Origin of the sequence: Streptomyces sp. NPDC048370, assembly GCF_043200825.1 — a bacterium.
GTDB lineage: Bacteria > Actinomycetota > Actinomycetes > Streptomycetales > Streptomycetaceae > Streptomyces.
Window position 1 is genome coordinate 200538 of the sequence record NZ_JBICYI010000011.1, and the last position, 12973, is coordinate 213510.

Annotated in this window: 13 protein-coding genes; 7 read left to right on the forward strand and 6 right to left on the reverse strand. The window is 72.0% G+C overall.

Features of this window, described 5'->3' with window-relative positions:
* Window positions 1-57: 57 nt before the first annotated feature.
* Window positions 58-1698, forward strand: coding sequence for a serine/threonine-protein kinase (locus tag ACGFYP_RS23885; RefSeq protein WP_393496971.1), 1641 nt, complete (start codon window positions 58-60; stop codon window positions 1696-1698).
* Here the strand turns inward: ACGFYP_RS23885 and ACGFYP_RS23890 are convergent.
* Window positions 1682-2488 (reverse strand): SGNH/GDSL hydrolase family protein, encoded by an 807-nt coding sequence (locus ACGFYP_RS23890; protein ID WP_393496974.1) that lies wholly within the window; start codon window positions 2486-2488, stop codon window positions 1682-1684. The two genes, ACGFYP_RS23885 and ACGFYP_RS23890, sit on opposite strands and share 17 nt — an antisense overlap.
* Before the next feature lie 619 nt (window positions 2489-3107).
* On the opposite strand from ACGFYP_RS23890, the gene ACGFYP_RS23895 reads away from it, so the two are divergent.
* From ACGFYP_RS23895 to ACGFYP_RS23910, 4 genes are all read left to right on the forward strand, one after another.
* Entirely contained in the window at window positions 3108-3947 is an 840-nt protein-coding gene (locus ACGFYP_RS23895; protein WP_393496977.1) for a glycosyltransferase family 2 protein, read from the forward strand.
* Window positions 3944-5092: a glycosyltransferase family 2 protein gene (locus ACGFYP_RS23900; protein ID WP_393496980.1), complete on the forward strand. Its 1149-nt coding sequence runs from the start codon at window positions 3944-3946 to the stop codon at window positions 5090-5092. The genes ACGFYP_RS23895 and ACGFYP_RS23900 overlap by 4 nt, the downstream gene beginning before the upstream one ends.
* A gap of 20 nt (window positions 5093-5112) precedes the next feature.
* Window positions 5113-5886, forward strand: coding sequence for a polysaccharide deacetylase family protein (locus ACGFYP_RS23905; protein WP_393497216.1), 774 nt, complete (start codon window positions 5113-5115; stop codon window positions 5884-5886).
* A 127-nt stretch (window positions 5887-6013) separates the two neighbouring features.
* Window positions 6014-7219, forward strand: coding sequence for a DUF5925 domain-containing protein (locus tag ACGFYP_RS23910; protein ID WP_393496983.1), 1206 nt, complete (start codon window positions 6014-6016; stop codon window positions 7217-7219).
* A 162-nt stretch (window positions 7220-7381) separates the two neighbouring features.
* Here the strand turns inward: ACGFYP_RS23910 and ACGFYP_RS23915 are convergent, their stop codons facing one another.
* The gene (locus ACGFYP_RS23915; protein ID WP_393496986.1) at window positions 7382-7756 is read right to left on the reverse strand and encodes a GntR family transcriptional regulator; all 375 of its coding nucleotides are present in this window, start codon (window positions 7754-7756) and stop codon (window positions 7382-7384) included.
* Between the two features lie 73 nt (window positions 7757-7829).
* On the opposite strand from ACGFYP_RS23915, the gene ACGFYP_RS23920 reads away from it, so the two are divergent.
* Together ACGFYP_RS23920 and ACGFYP_RS23925 are read left to right on the forward strand one after the other, a co-directional pair.
* A complete protein-coding gene (locus tag ACGFYP_RS23920) occupies window positions 7830-8747 on the forward strand; it encodes a GNAT family N-acetyltransferase (RefSeq protein ID WP_393496989.1) in 918 nt (305 codons plus the stop codon).
* Window positions 8728-9273 (forward strand): DUF402 domain-containing protein, encoded by a 546-nt coding sequence (locus ACGFYP_RS23925; RefSeq protein WP_393496992.1) that lies wholly within the window; start codon window positions 8728-8730, stop codon window positions 9271-9273. The genes ACGFYP_RS23920 and ACGFYP_RS23925 overlap by 20 nt, the downstream gene beginning before the upstream one ends.
* Here ACGFYP_RS23925 and ACGFYP_RS23930 read toward each other — a convergent pair.
* The 4 genes from ACGFYP_RS23930 to ACGFYP_RS23945 all read right to left on the reverse strand — a co-directional run bounded on the left by ACGFYP_RS23930 (window position 9260) and on the right by ACGFYP_RS23945 (window position 12879).
* Window positions 9260-9673, reverse strand: coding sequence for a DUF6299 family protein (locus ACGFYP_RS23930; protein WP_393496995.1), 414 nt, complete (start codon window positions 9671-9673; stop codon window positions 9260-9262). The two genes, ACGFYP_RS23925 and ACGFYP_RS23930, sit on opposite strands and share 14 nt — an antisense overlap.
* 180 nt (window positions 9674-9853) lie before the next feature.
* A complete protein-coding gene (locus tag ACGFYP_RS23935; RefSeq protein WP_393496998.1) occupies window positions 9854-11350 on the reverse strand; it encodes a tripartite tricarboxylate transporter permease in 1497 nt (498 codons plus the stop codon).
* 3 nt (window positions 11351-11353) lie between these two features.
* Window positions 11354-11899, reverse strand: coding sequence for a tripartite tricarboxylate transporter TctB family protein (locus tag ACGFYP_RS23940; protein ID WP_393497001.1), 546 nt, complete (start codon window positions 11897-11899; stop codon window positions 11354-11356).
* Window positions 11896-12879 carry a Bug family tripartite tricarboxylate transporter substrate binding protein gene (locus ACGFYP_RS23945; protein ID WP_393497004.1) on the reverse strand — a complete coding sequence of 328 codons (984 nt, stop codon included), beginning with the start codon at window positions 12877-12879 and terminating at the stop codon, window positions 11896-11898. Before ACGFYP_RS23945 ends, ACGFYP_RS23940 begins: the two co-directional genes overlap by 4 nt.
* Between the last annotated feature and the right edge of the window lie 94 nt (window positions 12880-12973).

Here is a 12973-nt window from a genome sequence, read left to right on the forward strand (position 1 = left end):
CGGGCCGACCGGATCCGACCGGGACCTACCGGGGCCGACGACGGATGGGGACGCGCCATGACCGTGATCGCGGGGCGTTACCGGCTCCTGGACGTCCTGGGGCAGGGCGGCATGGGCACCGTCTGGCGGGCCAGGGACGAGAGCCTCGGCCGTGACGTGGCCGTGAAGGAGGTCCGCGCCCCGGCCGGGCTGAGCGGCCCCGACGAGCAGCGGCTCTACGCACGCCTGGAGCGGGAGGCCTGGGCGGCCGCCCGGATCACCCACAGGAACGTGGTGACGGTCTACGACGTGGCCACCGAGCACGGCCGCCCCTGGATCGTGATGGAGCTGGTCCACGGCCTCACCCTCTCCGACGTCCTGGACGCGGAGGGGCCGATGCCGCCGCGGCGCGCCGCGCTCATCGGCGCCGAGGTCCTCGCGGCGCTGCGCGCCGCGCACGAGGCGGGGGTGCTGCACCGGGACGTGAAGCCGGGCAACGTCCTGCTCTCCAACGACGGCCGGGTCGTGCTGACCGACTTCGGGATCGCGGCGGTGGAGGGTACGTCTCCGCTGACGATGACCGGCGAGCTGATCGGCTCGCCCGAATTCCTGGCCCCCGAGCGGGCGTTGGGCCGCACTCCGGGCCCGGCCTCGGACCTGTGGTCGCTCGGCGTCCTGCTCTACGCGGCGGTGGAGGGCAGTTCGCCGTTCCGCCAGGACACGCCCCTGACCACGCTGCGCGCCGTCGTCGACGAGGAACTCCCGCCACCGCACCGCGCGGGCCCGCTCGCCCCGGTCATCGAGGGCCTGTTGCGCAAGGACCCGCACGACCGGCTCCAAGCGGACGTGGCCGAGCGGCAGTTGAGGCTGGTCGGCGCGGGCGGGTCGCCCCGGTCGGGACCGGTGCACGCCTCGGAGCCGTACGGAGCCGGCGGCCGGCCCTCGGACGACGAACCGGGCCGGACCGCACCCACGGGCCCTACCCCGACTCCGCCCCTGCCGTTCCCGTCGCCCGGGTCCGCCGGCGCGCACGACCCGGCGCCGCCCCCGCCTCCGCACGGCCGGGAGTCGCAGGACCGCTCCGGGCGGGCGGTGGCCGTTCTCGCGACGGGGGTGGTCCTGCTGCTGCTCGCCGTGGGCGCCCTGACGTACGCGCTGCTGCGGAACGAGGGCGGCGGGGGCACGGGCGGTCACCCGGTGACGAGTTCACCGGCGACGGGCACGCCCTCGACCGGCTCGCCCACCACGGCGACCACCACGGCCCCCACGCCGACACGACCGACGGCCACGGCCACCACCACCGCTCCGCCCGCGGCGACGGTCCTGGTGTACGTACGGGCCGTGCGCGGGAACTACAGCGGCCCCTGCCCGCCGGCCGAGGACCGGGCCCCGGCCTTCGCCGCCACGCTCACGGTGGGCCGGACGCCCGCGTCGGTGGAGTACCGCTGGGTCACGGAGAGCGGGGAGACCTCGGCCGAGAAGGGCTGGCGGACGCTGGAGTTCCCGGCGGACGGCCCGCGGGAGAAGACCGTCGAGCACACGGAGCTGACGTACCGGGCGGACGAGACATGGCGCGACCGGATCAGGATGGAGGTGCGCGCTCCGGTCGAGAAGCGCTCGAACCGGGTGGAGTTCTCCGTGACCTGCGAGGAGGCGACCCCGACGGGCGGGGCCACCTCCCCGGACGCACCGAGCGACTCGGCTACGCCACAGCCCTGAAGCTGGGCAGGTAGCCACCGGACTGGCCGGCGGCGGTGGGGTGGTAGGACTCGCCGATGTTGAGCCAGTTGACGCTGTGCAGCCAGGACGCGCTGGAGCAGATCTCGTGGTTGGTGAAGGCGGGGACCACGCTGGAGAAGGTGTAGCCGTGGTCGGCCGCGCGCTTGGCGGTGGCCTCGTTGAGGAGGTCCGACCCCTCGTTGATGGCGCGCCGTTCGTTCTCGCTCAGCCCGGCGACGCAGCCGCCGCCGAGCTTGTAGAAGCGCGGGTAGCCGAGGACGACGACCCGGGCGTTCGGGGCCTTGGCTCTGATGGCCGAATACACCGAGTCGAGCTTCCCGGGCAGGGTGCTGTCGACATAGGCCTTGGCTTGATTCACTCGGTTGATACAGGCGGACTCCGACTGGAGGACGCAGGTGGTCATGACGTCGGCGAAGCCGGCGTCATTGCCTCCGATGGTGAGGGAGACCAGGTCGGTGGCGGTGGAGAGGGGTCCGAGCTGACCGCTCGTGACATCACCCGTTCGGGCGCCCGAGCATGCCGTGAACGCGAAGGACGAGGGTGAGTTCGCGTTCTTCCAGAGGACGGGGAAGGCCTTCGTGGAGCGCTTGCAGTCGCCGCTGGCGCTGTCGTAGCTCCCCGCTCCGACGCCGGAGGAGTACGAGTCGCCGAGCGCCACATAGTCGAGAGCGGCGGTTTCGGCGGCCTGAACGGCTCCCGCCCCGGTGAGGGCGAGGACGGCACCGAGCAGGAGCGAGGACGAGAATGCCGCGAATCGGGACAGTTTCATGGAACCTCCCTGTAGCAGGATCTCTGCGTTACTAGGTAGTAGCAGCCGATCCGGCCTTGCTGGAAGTGTCCATGCCAAGAAGATTTGGCGAGATCTTGCCGACCCCCCGTCAGCGACCCTCGATGACCGTCGAGTTCAAGCCACCTGATGGATCATGGATCGAAAAGAATTCGCACAACAATGTGCAGAAGTTCAATTCGACCTCAATGGCACCACCAGAAAAGCGGATTGCGAAAAACCGATCGGGACGCTTCCGTATCTGACCGCCGAAGGCTCGCCAATTACCGGAAACGGGAGCATCAGATCCAGGGCTTGCCATACAGTCGCATTCATCAATACCGTCGTACATCTCACCCGCATCGACCCGTCGCGCTACAGCTCAGGGGAGGGCTCAAGCGACGCGACGGAGTCGGGGCGGGGCGCGGTAGGGGGGTGCTGTGCTCGGCGTGCGCAAGCGTGCGCCGGGTCGCGTGCCGCGCGGTCTGAGATGCCAACCCACCCATGCCCGGACGGCGATCGTCGCTGCTCGGACGGGGTGGGGACCCCCCTTTCGTAACCGGACAGACCACGGGACAGCCCGGGGGCGGGCGGTCCACCGGACGAGAGGGAAACACCACTCATGAGCTCATTCCTGCGCCCGGCCGTCACCGACCACGAAGCGGTGGACCCGAGCGATCAGCGCCGAATAGCGGCCCAATACAAGGCGATCACCTCGCATTTGGCGATCACACCGCCGGTGAGCGTGGTCATCCCCGCGATGAACGAAGCGGAAAATCTTCCGTACGTCTTCAAGTCCCTGCCGGACTGGATCCACGAAGTCGTTCTGGTCGACGGAAACTCCACCGACAACACCGTGCACGTGGCCCGCGAACTCCGGCCCGACGTCAAGGTCGTCAAGCAGGTCGGCAAGGGCAAGGGCGACGCGCTCATCAGCGGCTTCGCCGCCTGCACCGGCGACATCATCGTGATGGTCGACGCGGACGGATCGGCCGACGGCCAGGAGATCGTCTCCTACGTCTCCGCCCTCGTCGGCGGCGCGGACTTCGCCAAGGGCTCGCGATTCGCCAACGGCGGCGGCACGGACGACATGACGCCGATCCGCCGGCTCGGCAACTGGGCGCTGTGCGCCCTGGTCAACCGCAAGTTCGGCGCCCGCTACACCGACCTCTGCTACGGCTACAACGCCTTCTGGCGGCACTGCCTCGACAAGATCACCCTGGACTGCACCGGCTTCGAGATCGAGACCCTGATCAACATCCGGGTCGTCAAGGCCGGCCTCAAGGTCCAGGAGGTGCCCAGCCACGAGTACCTGCGCATCCACGGCGTCAGCAACCTCAACGCCGTGCGCGACGGCATCCGGGTGCTCAAGGTCATCCTCAGGGAGAAGGGCGTGAGACGCGCGGCCCGCCGCCGGCCGACCGCCTTCTCGGTCAACGTCCCTCGGGGAGAGGTGTCTTGAGCGATCGTCAGTTCTCCGTCGTGATCTGCGTCTACACGGAGGAGCGCTGGGAGGACATCCTCGCGGCGGTCGACTCCGTACGGAACCAGTCGCGTCCGGCGCGGGAGATCCTGCTCGTGGTCGACCACAACGAGCGGCTCCTGGCTCGGCTCACGGAGCGGTTCGCGGGACGGCCCTCGGGACGGCTCCCGGACGGGGCGGAACACGAGGAGGAGGTGCGGGTGCTCGCCAACGCGGGCCCCCGCGGCCTGTCCTCCGGACGCAACACCGGAATCGCCGCGTCCCGCGGTGAGTTCGTGGCCTTCCTCGACGACGACGCCGTGGCCGAGCGGGACTGGCTGCGGTACTTCGCCGCGGGCTACGACGACCCGCACGTCATGGCGGTGGGTGGCCGGACCCTGCCCGCCTGGGCCTCGGGCCGGCGGCCCGACTGGTTCCCCGAGGAGTTCGACTGGGTCGTCGGCTGCACGTACCGCGGCCTCCCGGCCGGACGGGTCAGGGTGCGGAACGTGCTCGGCGGCAACGCGTCCTTCCGTCGTACGGCCTTCGACGCCGCGGGCGGCTTCGCCACCGGCATCGGGCGGGACGGCGACCGGCGGCCGCTCGGCTGCGAGGAGACCGAGCTCTGTATCCGGCTCTCCCAAGCCCTCCCGGACGCGGTCCTGTTGATCGACGACCGGGCCGTCATCCACCACAAGGTCCCGGCCGCGCGCGAGCGCTTCGGCTACTTCCGTACGCGGACGTACGCCGAAGGGCTCTCGAAGGCGCTCGTCTCCAGGAGCGTCGGCGCGGGCCGGGCCCTGGAGGCGGAACGCCGCTACACCACAAGGGTGTTGCCCACGGGTGTGGTGCGCGGCCTGCGGGACGCGCTGCTCGGGCGACCGGGCGGCGCGGGCCGGGCGGGCGCGATCGTGGCGGGCGTGGCGCTCGCGGCGGGCGGCTACGTACGGGCGGCGGTACGGGCGCGCGGGGGCGGGGCGACGTTCTCGTCGGGCCCGATCCCGAACTGGCCGGACGCGCAGGAGGGGGCGGTGCAGGAGGGGCGGGCACAGGAGGGGGCGGTGCAGGAGGGGCGGGCACAGGAGGGAGCGGTGCAGACGGAGGCCGCGCCGAAGAAGGCAGCCGCTCCGGAGGTGGCCGCGTGAACGGACCGGTACCGATCCTGATGTACCACGCCGTGGGCCACGAGCCCGCGCCGGCCGCGCACCGGCTGTCCGTCTCGCCCGAGGCGTTCGCCGCGCAGATGGAGGTCGTGGCCGACCGCGGGCTCACCCCGCTGACCACGGCGGAGCTGGCCGAGGCCTGGCGCACGGGCGGGAGCCTGCCCGCGCGCCCGGTCCTGATCACCTTCGACGACGGCTACGAGGGCGTGCACCGGCACGCGCTGCCCGTGCTCGCCAAGCACGGCTTCGCGTCGACGGTGTTCGTCTCCACGGGCTGGCTGCGCGGTACGTACGACGAGGGCGGGGCCCTGGACACCATGCTCGACTGGGACCAGGTACGTGAACTCGCCGCCGCCGGTACGGAGATCGGCGGCCACAGCCACAGCCATCCCCCGCTCGACCAGGTCGACGACCGGCGGCTCTGGTACGAGACCCTGCGCTGCAAGGAGATCGTCCGCGAGGAGCTGGGCCGGGCGCCGGCCTCCTTCGCCTACCCGTACGGCTACTCCGACCGTCGCGTCCGCCGGACGGTCCGCGCGGCCGGCTACGCCCAGGCGCTCGCGGTGGGCAACACCACCGCGCGTCGCCGCCAGGGACCGTACGCCCTGGAACGGCTGACCGTGCGCCGCTCCACCGACATCGAGCAGTTCGCCCGCCTGGTGGAGGGCCGTGCGATCGGACGGACCTTCGCCAAGGACCGGGCGCTGACCAAGGGGTACGCGATGGTCCGCCGCACACGTGGCGCGGTTCGGGCGGCCGGGAGGTCCGGGCTCTGACGAGGTAGGCCCCTGCCTGTGGCGGGGGCCTGCCTTCCGCCGGGGCGGCCTTGCGCTGGTGCGGCTTTCCGCTGGTGGTGGCCAAAACACGGTGCGCGGGGTGGCCCGTTGCCGGATCATGGGCGCCATGTCAGCCAAGCCAGCCGAGGGGTCCGTCCTGTTCGAACCGTCCGAGCCGTCCGAGCCGTCCGTGTCCTCCGCGTCCGAATCGCCGGTACCGGCGGCGTCGGCCGCGCCGTCGGTGCCGTCCGAGCCGCAGCAGGCGCTGCCCATCCGACTCAACGTCGACGACAACGACTCGCCGTCCGACGTCATCGACGCGCTCTTCCTCGGCCGCTTCACCACCGGCGAGCAGCCGCACGCGCAGAGCACGACCCTGGACCGGGTGAAGCCCGCCGCGACGCTCCTTCCCGCCGGGGCGAAGGTGCTGCGGGCCGCCAAGGACGACGACCGGGCCGCCGTGCTCGCCGAGGGCGCGGGCTGGACGCTGCTCATCTCCCGCTGGAACCGGGGCGCGGACGTCACCGTCACCGCGACGGACTCCGAGTTGGCGGAGCGGATCCTCAAGGAGGCGACGGACGGGGCGAAGGACGAACCCGAGCCGCAGCCCGAGAACGTCACGATGGGCTTCTGGTACGTGTCGCCCCGGCGCGGCCCGCACCGGACGACCCGGCAGATCAGCGCGGGGACGTGGGAGGAGATCCGGCCCAACTACACGGCGCCGGTGGCCGATGCGATGGACCGGCTGATGAAGGTCACCCCGGACGACATCGCCGGGCGGCTCCTGCTGCTCCACGGGCCGCCGGGGACCGGCAAGACCTCGGCGCTGCGCACCCTGGCCCGGTCGTGGCGGGACTGGTGCCAGGTGGACTGCGTCCTCGACCCCGAGCGGCTCTTCAACGACGTCGGCTATCTGATGGACATCGCGATCGGCGAGGACGAGGGCACGGCGAAGGGGCGGTGGCGGCTGCTGCTCCTGGAGGACTGCGACGAGCTGATCCGCGGCGAGGCGAAGCACACGGCGGGGCAGGCGCTGTCCCGGCTCCTGAACCTCACGGACGGGCTGCTCGGTCAGGGCCGTAACGTCCTCGTCGGCGTCACCACCAACGAGGACCTGGAGCGGCTCCACCCCGCCGTGGTCCGCCCCGGCCGGTGCCTGGCCCGGATCGAGGTGGGCGGGCTCACGCGGGCGGAGGCCGTGGGGTGGCTCGGGGCGGAGGAAGGCGTGGGGCGCGAGGGCGCGACGCTGGCGGAGCTGTACGCGCTGCGTCGCGGCACGTCACCCACGGGCATCCCGGAGTCCCGCACGCCGGAGGCGGGGCTCTACCTGTAGGGCGGTGGGCCACCGCCGAACGGCCCCGTGAACCGGGGCCGTTCGGCGTGGTGTCGGGCTCGGGCCGGCCCCGTGGGAGTGGTCGACCCGGCCGCCCCCGTGGGAGTGGTCGACCCGGCCGCCCCCGTGGGGGCGTCGGGCCCGGCCGCCCGCGACGCGGGGTCAAGCCCCGTACGTCGCCCGCAGCGCGTCCGAGATCGCCGCCGACGCCGCCTCCCTGGTCAGGCCCAGGCGCTTCGCCTCCGTCGCGTACGTCGCCGCCGCGCTCGCCGCCCGGCGGGCCGCCGCGTCGCCCGCCGCCGCGACGAACGTGCCGAGGCGGCCCCGCGTCTCGATGACGCCGTCCGCCTCAAGGGACTTGTACGCCTTGGCGACCGTGTTCGCCGCGAGGCCGAGGTCCTCCGCCAGGCCCCGTACCGTCGGGAGCTTGTAGCCGACCGGCAGGGCTCCCGAGCGGGCGCGTTCCGCGATCTGGGCGCGGAGTTGTTCGTACGGGGCGGTCGAGGAAGCCGTGTCCACGGTGATTCGCAATGTCACGCGCCGATTCTGCCCCCGCCCCGGGTGAAAATGGGAGGCGGCCGCGCCACTCCCCCACATAGCCTGCGGCACCATGACTGTGATCGTCCGTGATGTACGCCCTGAGGACGCCGAGGCCTTCGCCCTCGTCCGGCGTGCCGCGCTCCCCTACATGCTCGCCACCGGCACCCAGGCCGCCTTCGACTGGACGCACGCCCATCCCGACGCCCACCAGCGCCCCCTGGTCGCCGAGGTCGACGGGGAGATCGTCGGTACCTCCCAGGTCCGGGTCGCGCACGACGCGCCCGAGCCCGGAGTCGGCTCGGTGAACGTCTACGTCCACCCGGAGAAGCGGGGCCTCGGTGCCGGCTCGCTCCTTGTGCGCGCCTCCGAGGAGCACCTCGCGGAGCACGGGGCTTCCACGCTGTACAGCTGGGTGCTCGACGAGCCGGAGTTCCGTGCCTTCGCCGAGCGGCACGGGTACGAGGCCCGCCGTTCCGCGCACTTCCTCCGCCTCGACCTCACCGCCGGTCTGCCGCCGCTGCAGGAGCCGCCGGCCGGCGTCGAGCTGCGGACCGCCGCCTCGTTCGCCGCCGATCCCCGTCCGCTGTTCGTGCTCGACGCGGTGACCACGGCCGACGAGCCCGGCGACGTCGGTGCCACGCTGACGGACTACGAGCACTGGCTCGCGACCACGTGGAACCACCCGCTGTTCGACCCCGAGCTGACCACGGTCGCGGTGGTCGACGGCCGCGCCGCCGCGTTCAGCGCGGCCCAGACCGACGGCCGGGGCCGGTACAGCACGGGGATGACCGGCACCGACCCGGCGTTCCGGGGGCGGGGGCTCGCCAAGCTCGCCAAGAACGACTCGCTGCACCGGGCCCGCGCGGCGGGCTGCACGGAGGCGTTCACCGGGAACGACGCCGGGAACGAGCCGATGCTGGCGATCAACAAGTGGTTCGGTTACGAGATCTGTGCGACGGAGGTGCGCCATGTCCGGACGCTCGGTTGAGGTCGAGGTCGAGGTAGAGGTAGAGGGCCGGAGCGCGGTCGAGGTCGTACTCGTGAAGGGCGGGCGGACGAAGATCCGGTATCCCGCCGATGTCGTCGCCGACGACGGCTCACGGCTGACCGTGCGCGCCCCCTGGGCCGCCGACGGGGTCCGGGACTTCGGCTTCGTACGGTTCGAGCCGGGCGACGTGTTCGTCGAGCACTACTGGCGGGACCGCTGGTTCGCGGTCAAGGAGGTCCGGTCCTCGGACGGGACGCTCAAGGGCTGGTACTGCGACATCACCCGGCCGGCCGTCGTCGACGGCTGCGAGGTCGTGGTCGAGGACCTGGACCTGGATCTGTGGGTGTCGGCGGACGGCAGCGAGGTGCTGCGCCTCGACGAGGACGAGTTCGCGGCGAGCGGCCTGGCCGCCGCCGACCCTGCGGCGGCGGCCCGCGCCGTCACGGCCCTCGACGAGCTCGAACATCTCGGCCGCGAAGGGCTGGTCCGGCTGCTCGGCGGGCGGACGGCCGTCAGCCGAGGATGACGTCCGCCTCCTCCGCCGCGAGGAATCCCGGCATCGGCACGCCCAGCGGGCCCGAGGGCGTGAGCTGCATCAGGGTGGCCTTCACCTGGGCGGCGCCGGTCCGGTAGGCGGGCTCCTTCACGACGCCCGAGTTGGACCAGTCGTGGACCTGGCCGTCGCAGACGGCCCGGGTTCCGCCGATCCCGACGGAACGGTCCTTCTGGACGAGGGTGCTGCTGACGAAGACCGGGCCCGCACTGTCGTCGAGGCAGCGGTACGTGCCGGAGAGGGTGACCGTGCCGTCGGCGGCGACGGTCCCGTACGCGTCGACGGAGAGGGCGTCGGCGGGGCCCGCGTGGGCGGTACCGGCGGCCGCTGCGACCAGCAGCGAGCCGAGGGAGAGGGCGAGACGGATACGCATGAGGGGTGATCCCTTCGAGGTGGGGGGTGTATCGCCCGCCAGGGATACCGGATCACGCCATGAGCTGGCCGAAACTCACCCTATCGGGGGCGAGTTGAGGCACTCACTGCACTGCATACGATCGTACGGTCGGTTCACGCCACCCGCGCCCACCGGTGTCCGGGTGGGCGCGGGGACGGATCACGCCGAGGCGTCGCGGCGGCGGACGATCACCTTCTTCAGCAGCGGCCAGGCCAGCAGGAGCGCGACCACGGCGTAGACCGTCACCGAGAACGGCGTGTTCACCAGGCCGGTCAGCGAGCCGTCGCTGATCTGCAGGGCGCGGCGCAGCTGCTGTTCGGCGGCCGGGCCCAGGATGACGCCGATGACGGCGGGCAGGACGGGAAGTCCGTACCGTCGCATGCCGAGGCCGATCAGGCCGATGACCAGCAGGATGACCAGGTCGAGCGCCTCGCCTCCGACCGCGTACGCGCCGACGGCGGCGAAGAAGAGGATGCCGGCGTAGAGGTACGGGCGCGGGATGCGCAGCAGCTTGGCCCAGACGGGCGCGAGCGGCAGGTTGAGCGCGAGCAGCAGGACCATGCCGACGAAGAGCGAGGCGATCAGGCCCCAGACCAGGTCGGGTTCGCGTTCGAAGAGCAGCGGTCCCGGCTGGATGCCGTACTGCTGGAAGGCGGCGAGCATCACGGCGGCGACGGCGGTCGTCGGCAGGCCCAGGGTCAGCATGGAGACGAGCGTGCCCGCGGCGGAGGCCGAGGCGGCCGACTCGGGTCCTGCGACGCCCTCGATGGCGCCCTTGCCGAACTGGTCCTTGTGCTTGGAGAGCCGCTTCTCGGTGACGTACGAGAGGAAGGTCGGGATCTCCGCGCCGCCGGCCGGGATCGCGCCGAACGGGAAGCCGATGACGGGGCCGCGCAGCCAGGACTTCCAGGTGCGCCGCACGTCGTCCTTGCCGAGCCACGGCCGGCCGACCGGTATGGCCTCGCCGGCGTTCCGGCGCAGATGGGCGGCGACCCACAGCGCCTCTCCGATGGCGAAGAGGCCGACCGCGACGATCACGACGTCGATGCCGTCGGCGAGCTGGAGCGAGCCGAACGTCAGGCGCTGCTGGCCGGTCATCTGGTCGAGGCCGACCAGGCCCAGGGTGAGGCCGATGAGCAGCGAGGCGAGGCCGCGGATCCGGGAGGAGCCGAGGACTGAGGTCACCGCGATGAACGCGAGGACCATGATGGCGAAGTAGTCGGGCGCGCCGATGTCGACGGCGAGCGCGGCGACGGTCGGGGCGAGGGCGACGAGCAGCAGCGTGCCGATCATGCCGCCGGTGAAGTGGCCTATCGCGGCGGCCGCGAGCGCCTGGGCGCCCCGGCCCGCCTTGGCCATGGGGTTGCCCTCCATGGCGGCGACGACGGCCGCGCTCTCACCGGGGGTGTTGAGCAGGATCGAGGTGGTGGAGCCGCCGAACATGGCTCCGTAGTAGATGCCGGCGAACATGATGAAGGCGCCGGTCGGTTCGAGTCCGTACGTGACCGGGAGCAGCAGGGCGACCGCCATGGCGGGGCCGATGCCGGGCAGGACGCCGATGGCGGTGCCGAGGAGCACGCCGATCGCGGCCCACAGCAGGTTCATCGGGGTGAGGGCCGTACCGAAGCCGTCGATCAGGGAGTTCAGTGAGTCCATGGGTCAGAGCACTCCCATCAGCGGGCCGCCGGGCAGCGGTACTCCGAGCAGGTTGTTGAAGACGACGTAGGTGAGGAGGGAGAGGCCGGCGGCGATCAGCGGGTCGCGGTGGAGGTGGCGGCTGCCGAGGGCGTAGGCCGCGCCCCAGAAGAGCAGGGCTCCGGAGACGGGGAAGCCGACCGGTCCGATGAGGACGGCGAAGGCGAGGAAGACTCCGGCGAGGAGCAGGACCGTGCGCCAGTCGCTGGGCTCGGAGAGGTCGACGTCCTCGCCGCCCTCGGACTCGCCCCGGCCGCCGCGCAGGACGTCGACGGCGAGGAGGACGGCGACGACCAGCAGGCCGGCGCCGACGACCACCGGGACGGTCCTGGGGCCGACGGGGCCGCGCTGTGCGATGTCGACGGTCATGGTGAGGGCGTCGGTGAGGACGAGGACGCCGATGACGAAGAGGAGGAGGCTGACGCCCAGCTCGGAGTGGTCGCGCAGCCAGGACGTCCTCGTCGGTGTCGTGGGGGGCGCGGTGGTCTCGGTGGACCTGGTGGTCGTCACAGTCCCAGCTCCTTCAGTACGGAGGCGACCTGCTTGTCCTGTTCGGCGAGGAAGGTGCCGAACTGCTCGCCCGGCAGGAAGGCGTCGTGCCAGCCGTTCTTCTTCAGCGACTCGCGCCACTGCGGGGAGTCGTGCAGCTTCGTGGCGAGGCCGACGAGCTTGTCGCGCTCGGCGTCGGAGAGGCCGGGCGGGGCGACGATCCCGCGCCAGTTGATGAACTCGGTGTCGAGGCCGGCCTCGCGCAGGGTGGGCGCGTCCAGGCCGGGCACCCGCTCGGGGCCGGTGACGGCGAGCAGGCGCAGCTCGCCGGAGTCGATCTGGTCGCGGTACTCGCCGAGGCCGGAGACGCCGAAGGCGACCTTGTCGCCGAGGATGGAGGCGAGGAGCTCGCCGCCGCCGTCGAAGGGGATGTAGTTGACGCTCTTCGGCGCGATGCCGGCGGCGCGGGCCATCAGCATCGGGGCGAGGTGGTCGGGTCCGCCGGGCGAGGAGCCGCCGCCGACGGGCAGCTTGCCGGGCTCCTTCTTCCAGGTGGTGACCAGGTCCTGGATGGTCTTGTACGGGGAGTTCTTGCCGACCACGACGATGTCGGGCTCCATGGTGAGCCGGGCGATCGGGGTGGTGTCGGCGAGGGTCTTCGGGGTCTTGTTGGTGTGGACCGCGCCGACGACGCCGAGGCCCATGGACATGGCGACCTTGCCGTTGCCGTGCTCGCCGACGAGCCGGGTCAGGCCGACGGTGCCGCCGGCTCCGGGCAGGTTGAAGACCTCGATGTCGGTGGTGAGACCGGCGTCCTCGGCGTTCTTCGCCGCCGTGCGGGCGGTGATGTCGTAGCCGCCGCCGGGTGTGTTGGGGACCATGAACCGCAGTCCGGGGATCTGGGTGCCGGTGTCGGAGCCGCTGCCGGCGGAGAGCAGGGGCGGCCCCACCAACACCAGCAGCGCGGCCCCGAGCAGGGCGAGGGGGGTGCGCAGACGCACGTGTGCCGCCTCTCGATAGATGTGTGAAGTGGCCCACATGTTGCCCGCGCGTTAAGAACCTGTCTCTCTTCCGCAATCAACGGACGTTGTGGTC

Excerpts from the sequence above, each read along its gene's own strand:
- ACGFYP_RS23920 (WP_393496989.1), top strand. The coding sequence starts at position 7,830 with ATGACTGTGATCGTCCGTGATGTACGCCCTGAGGACGCCGAGGCCTTC.
- ACGFYP_RS23935 (WP_393496998.1), bottom strand. The coding sequence starts at position 11,350 with ATGGACTCACTGAACTCCCTGATCGACGGCTTCGGTACGGCCCTCACC.
- ACGFYP_RS23925 (WP_393496992.1), top strand. The coding sequence starts at position 8,728 with ATGTCCGGACGCTCGGTTGAGGTCGAGGTCGAGGTAGAGGTAGAGGGC.
- ACGFYP_RS23930 (WP_393496995.1), bottom strand. The coding sequence starts at position 9,673 with ATGCGTATCCGTCTCGCCCTCTCCCTCGGCTCGCTGCTGGTCGCAGCG.
- ACGFYP_RS23910 (WP_393496983.1), top strand. The coding sequence starts at position 6,014 with ATGTCAGCCAAGCCAGCCGAGGGGTCCGTCCTGTTCGAACCGTCCGAG.
- ACGFYP_RS23890 (WP_393496974.1), bottom strand. The coding sequence starts at position 2,488 with ATGAAACTGTCCCGATTCGCGGCATTCTCGTCCTCGCTCCTGCTCGGT.
- ACGFYP_RS23895 (WP_393496977.1), top strand. The coding sequence starts at position 3,108 with ATGAGCTCATTCCTGCGCCCGGCCGTCACCGACCACGAAGCGGTGGAC.
- ACGFYP_RS23885 (WP_393496971.1), top strand. The coding sequence starts at position 58 with ATGACCGTGATCGCGGGGCGTTACCGGCTCCTGGACGTCCTGGGGCAG.
- ACGFYP_RS23905 (WP_393497216.1), top strand. The coding sequence starts at position 5,113 with ATGTACCACGCCGTGGGCCACGAGCCCGCGCCGGCCGCGCACCGGCTG.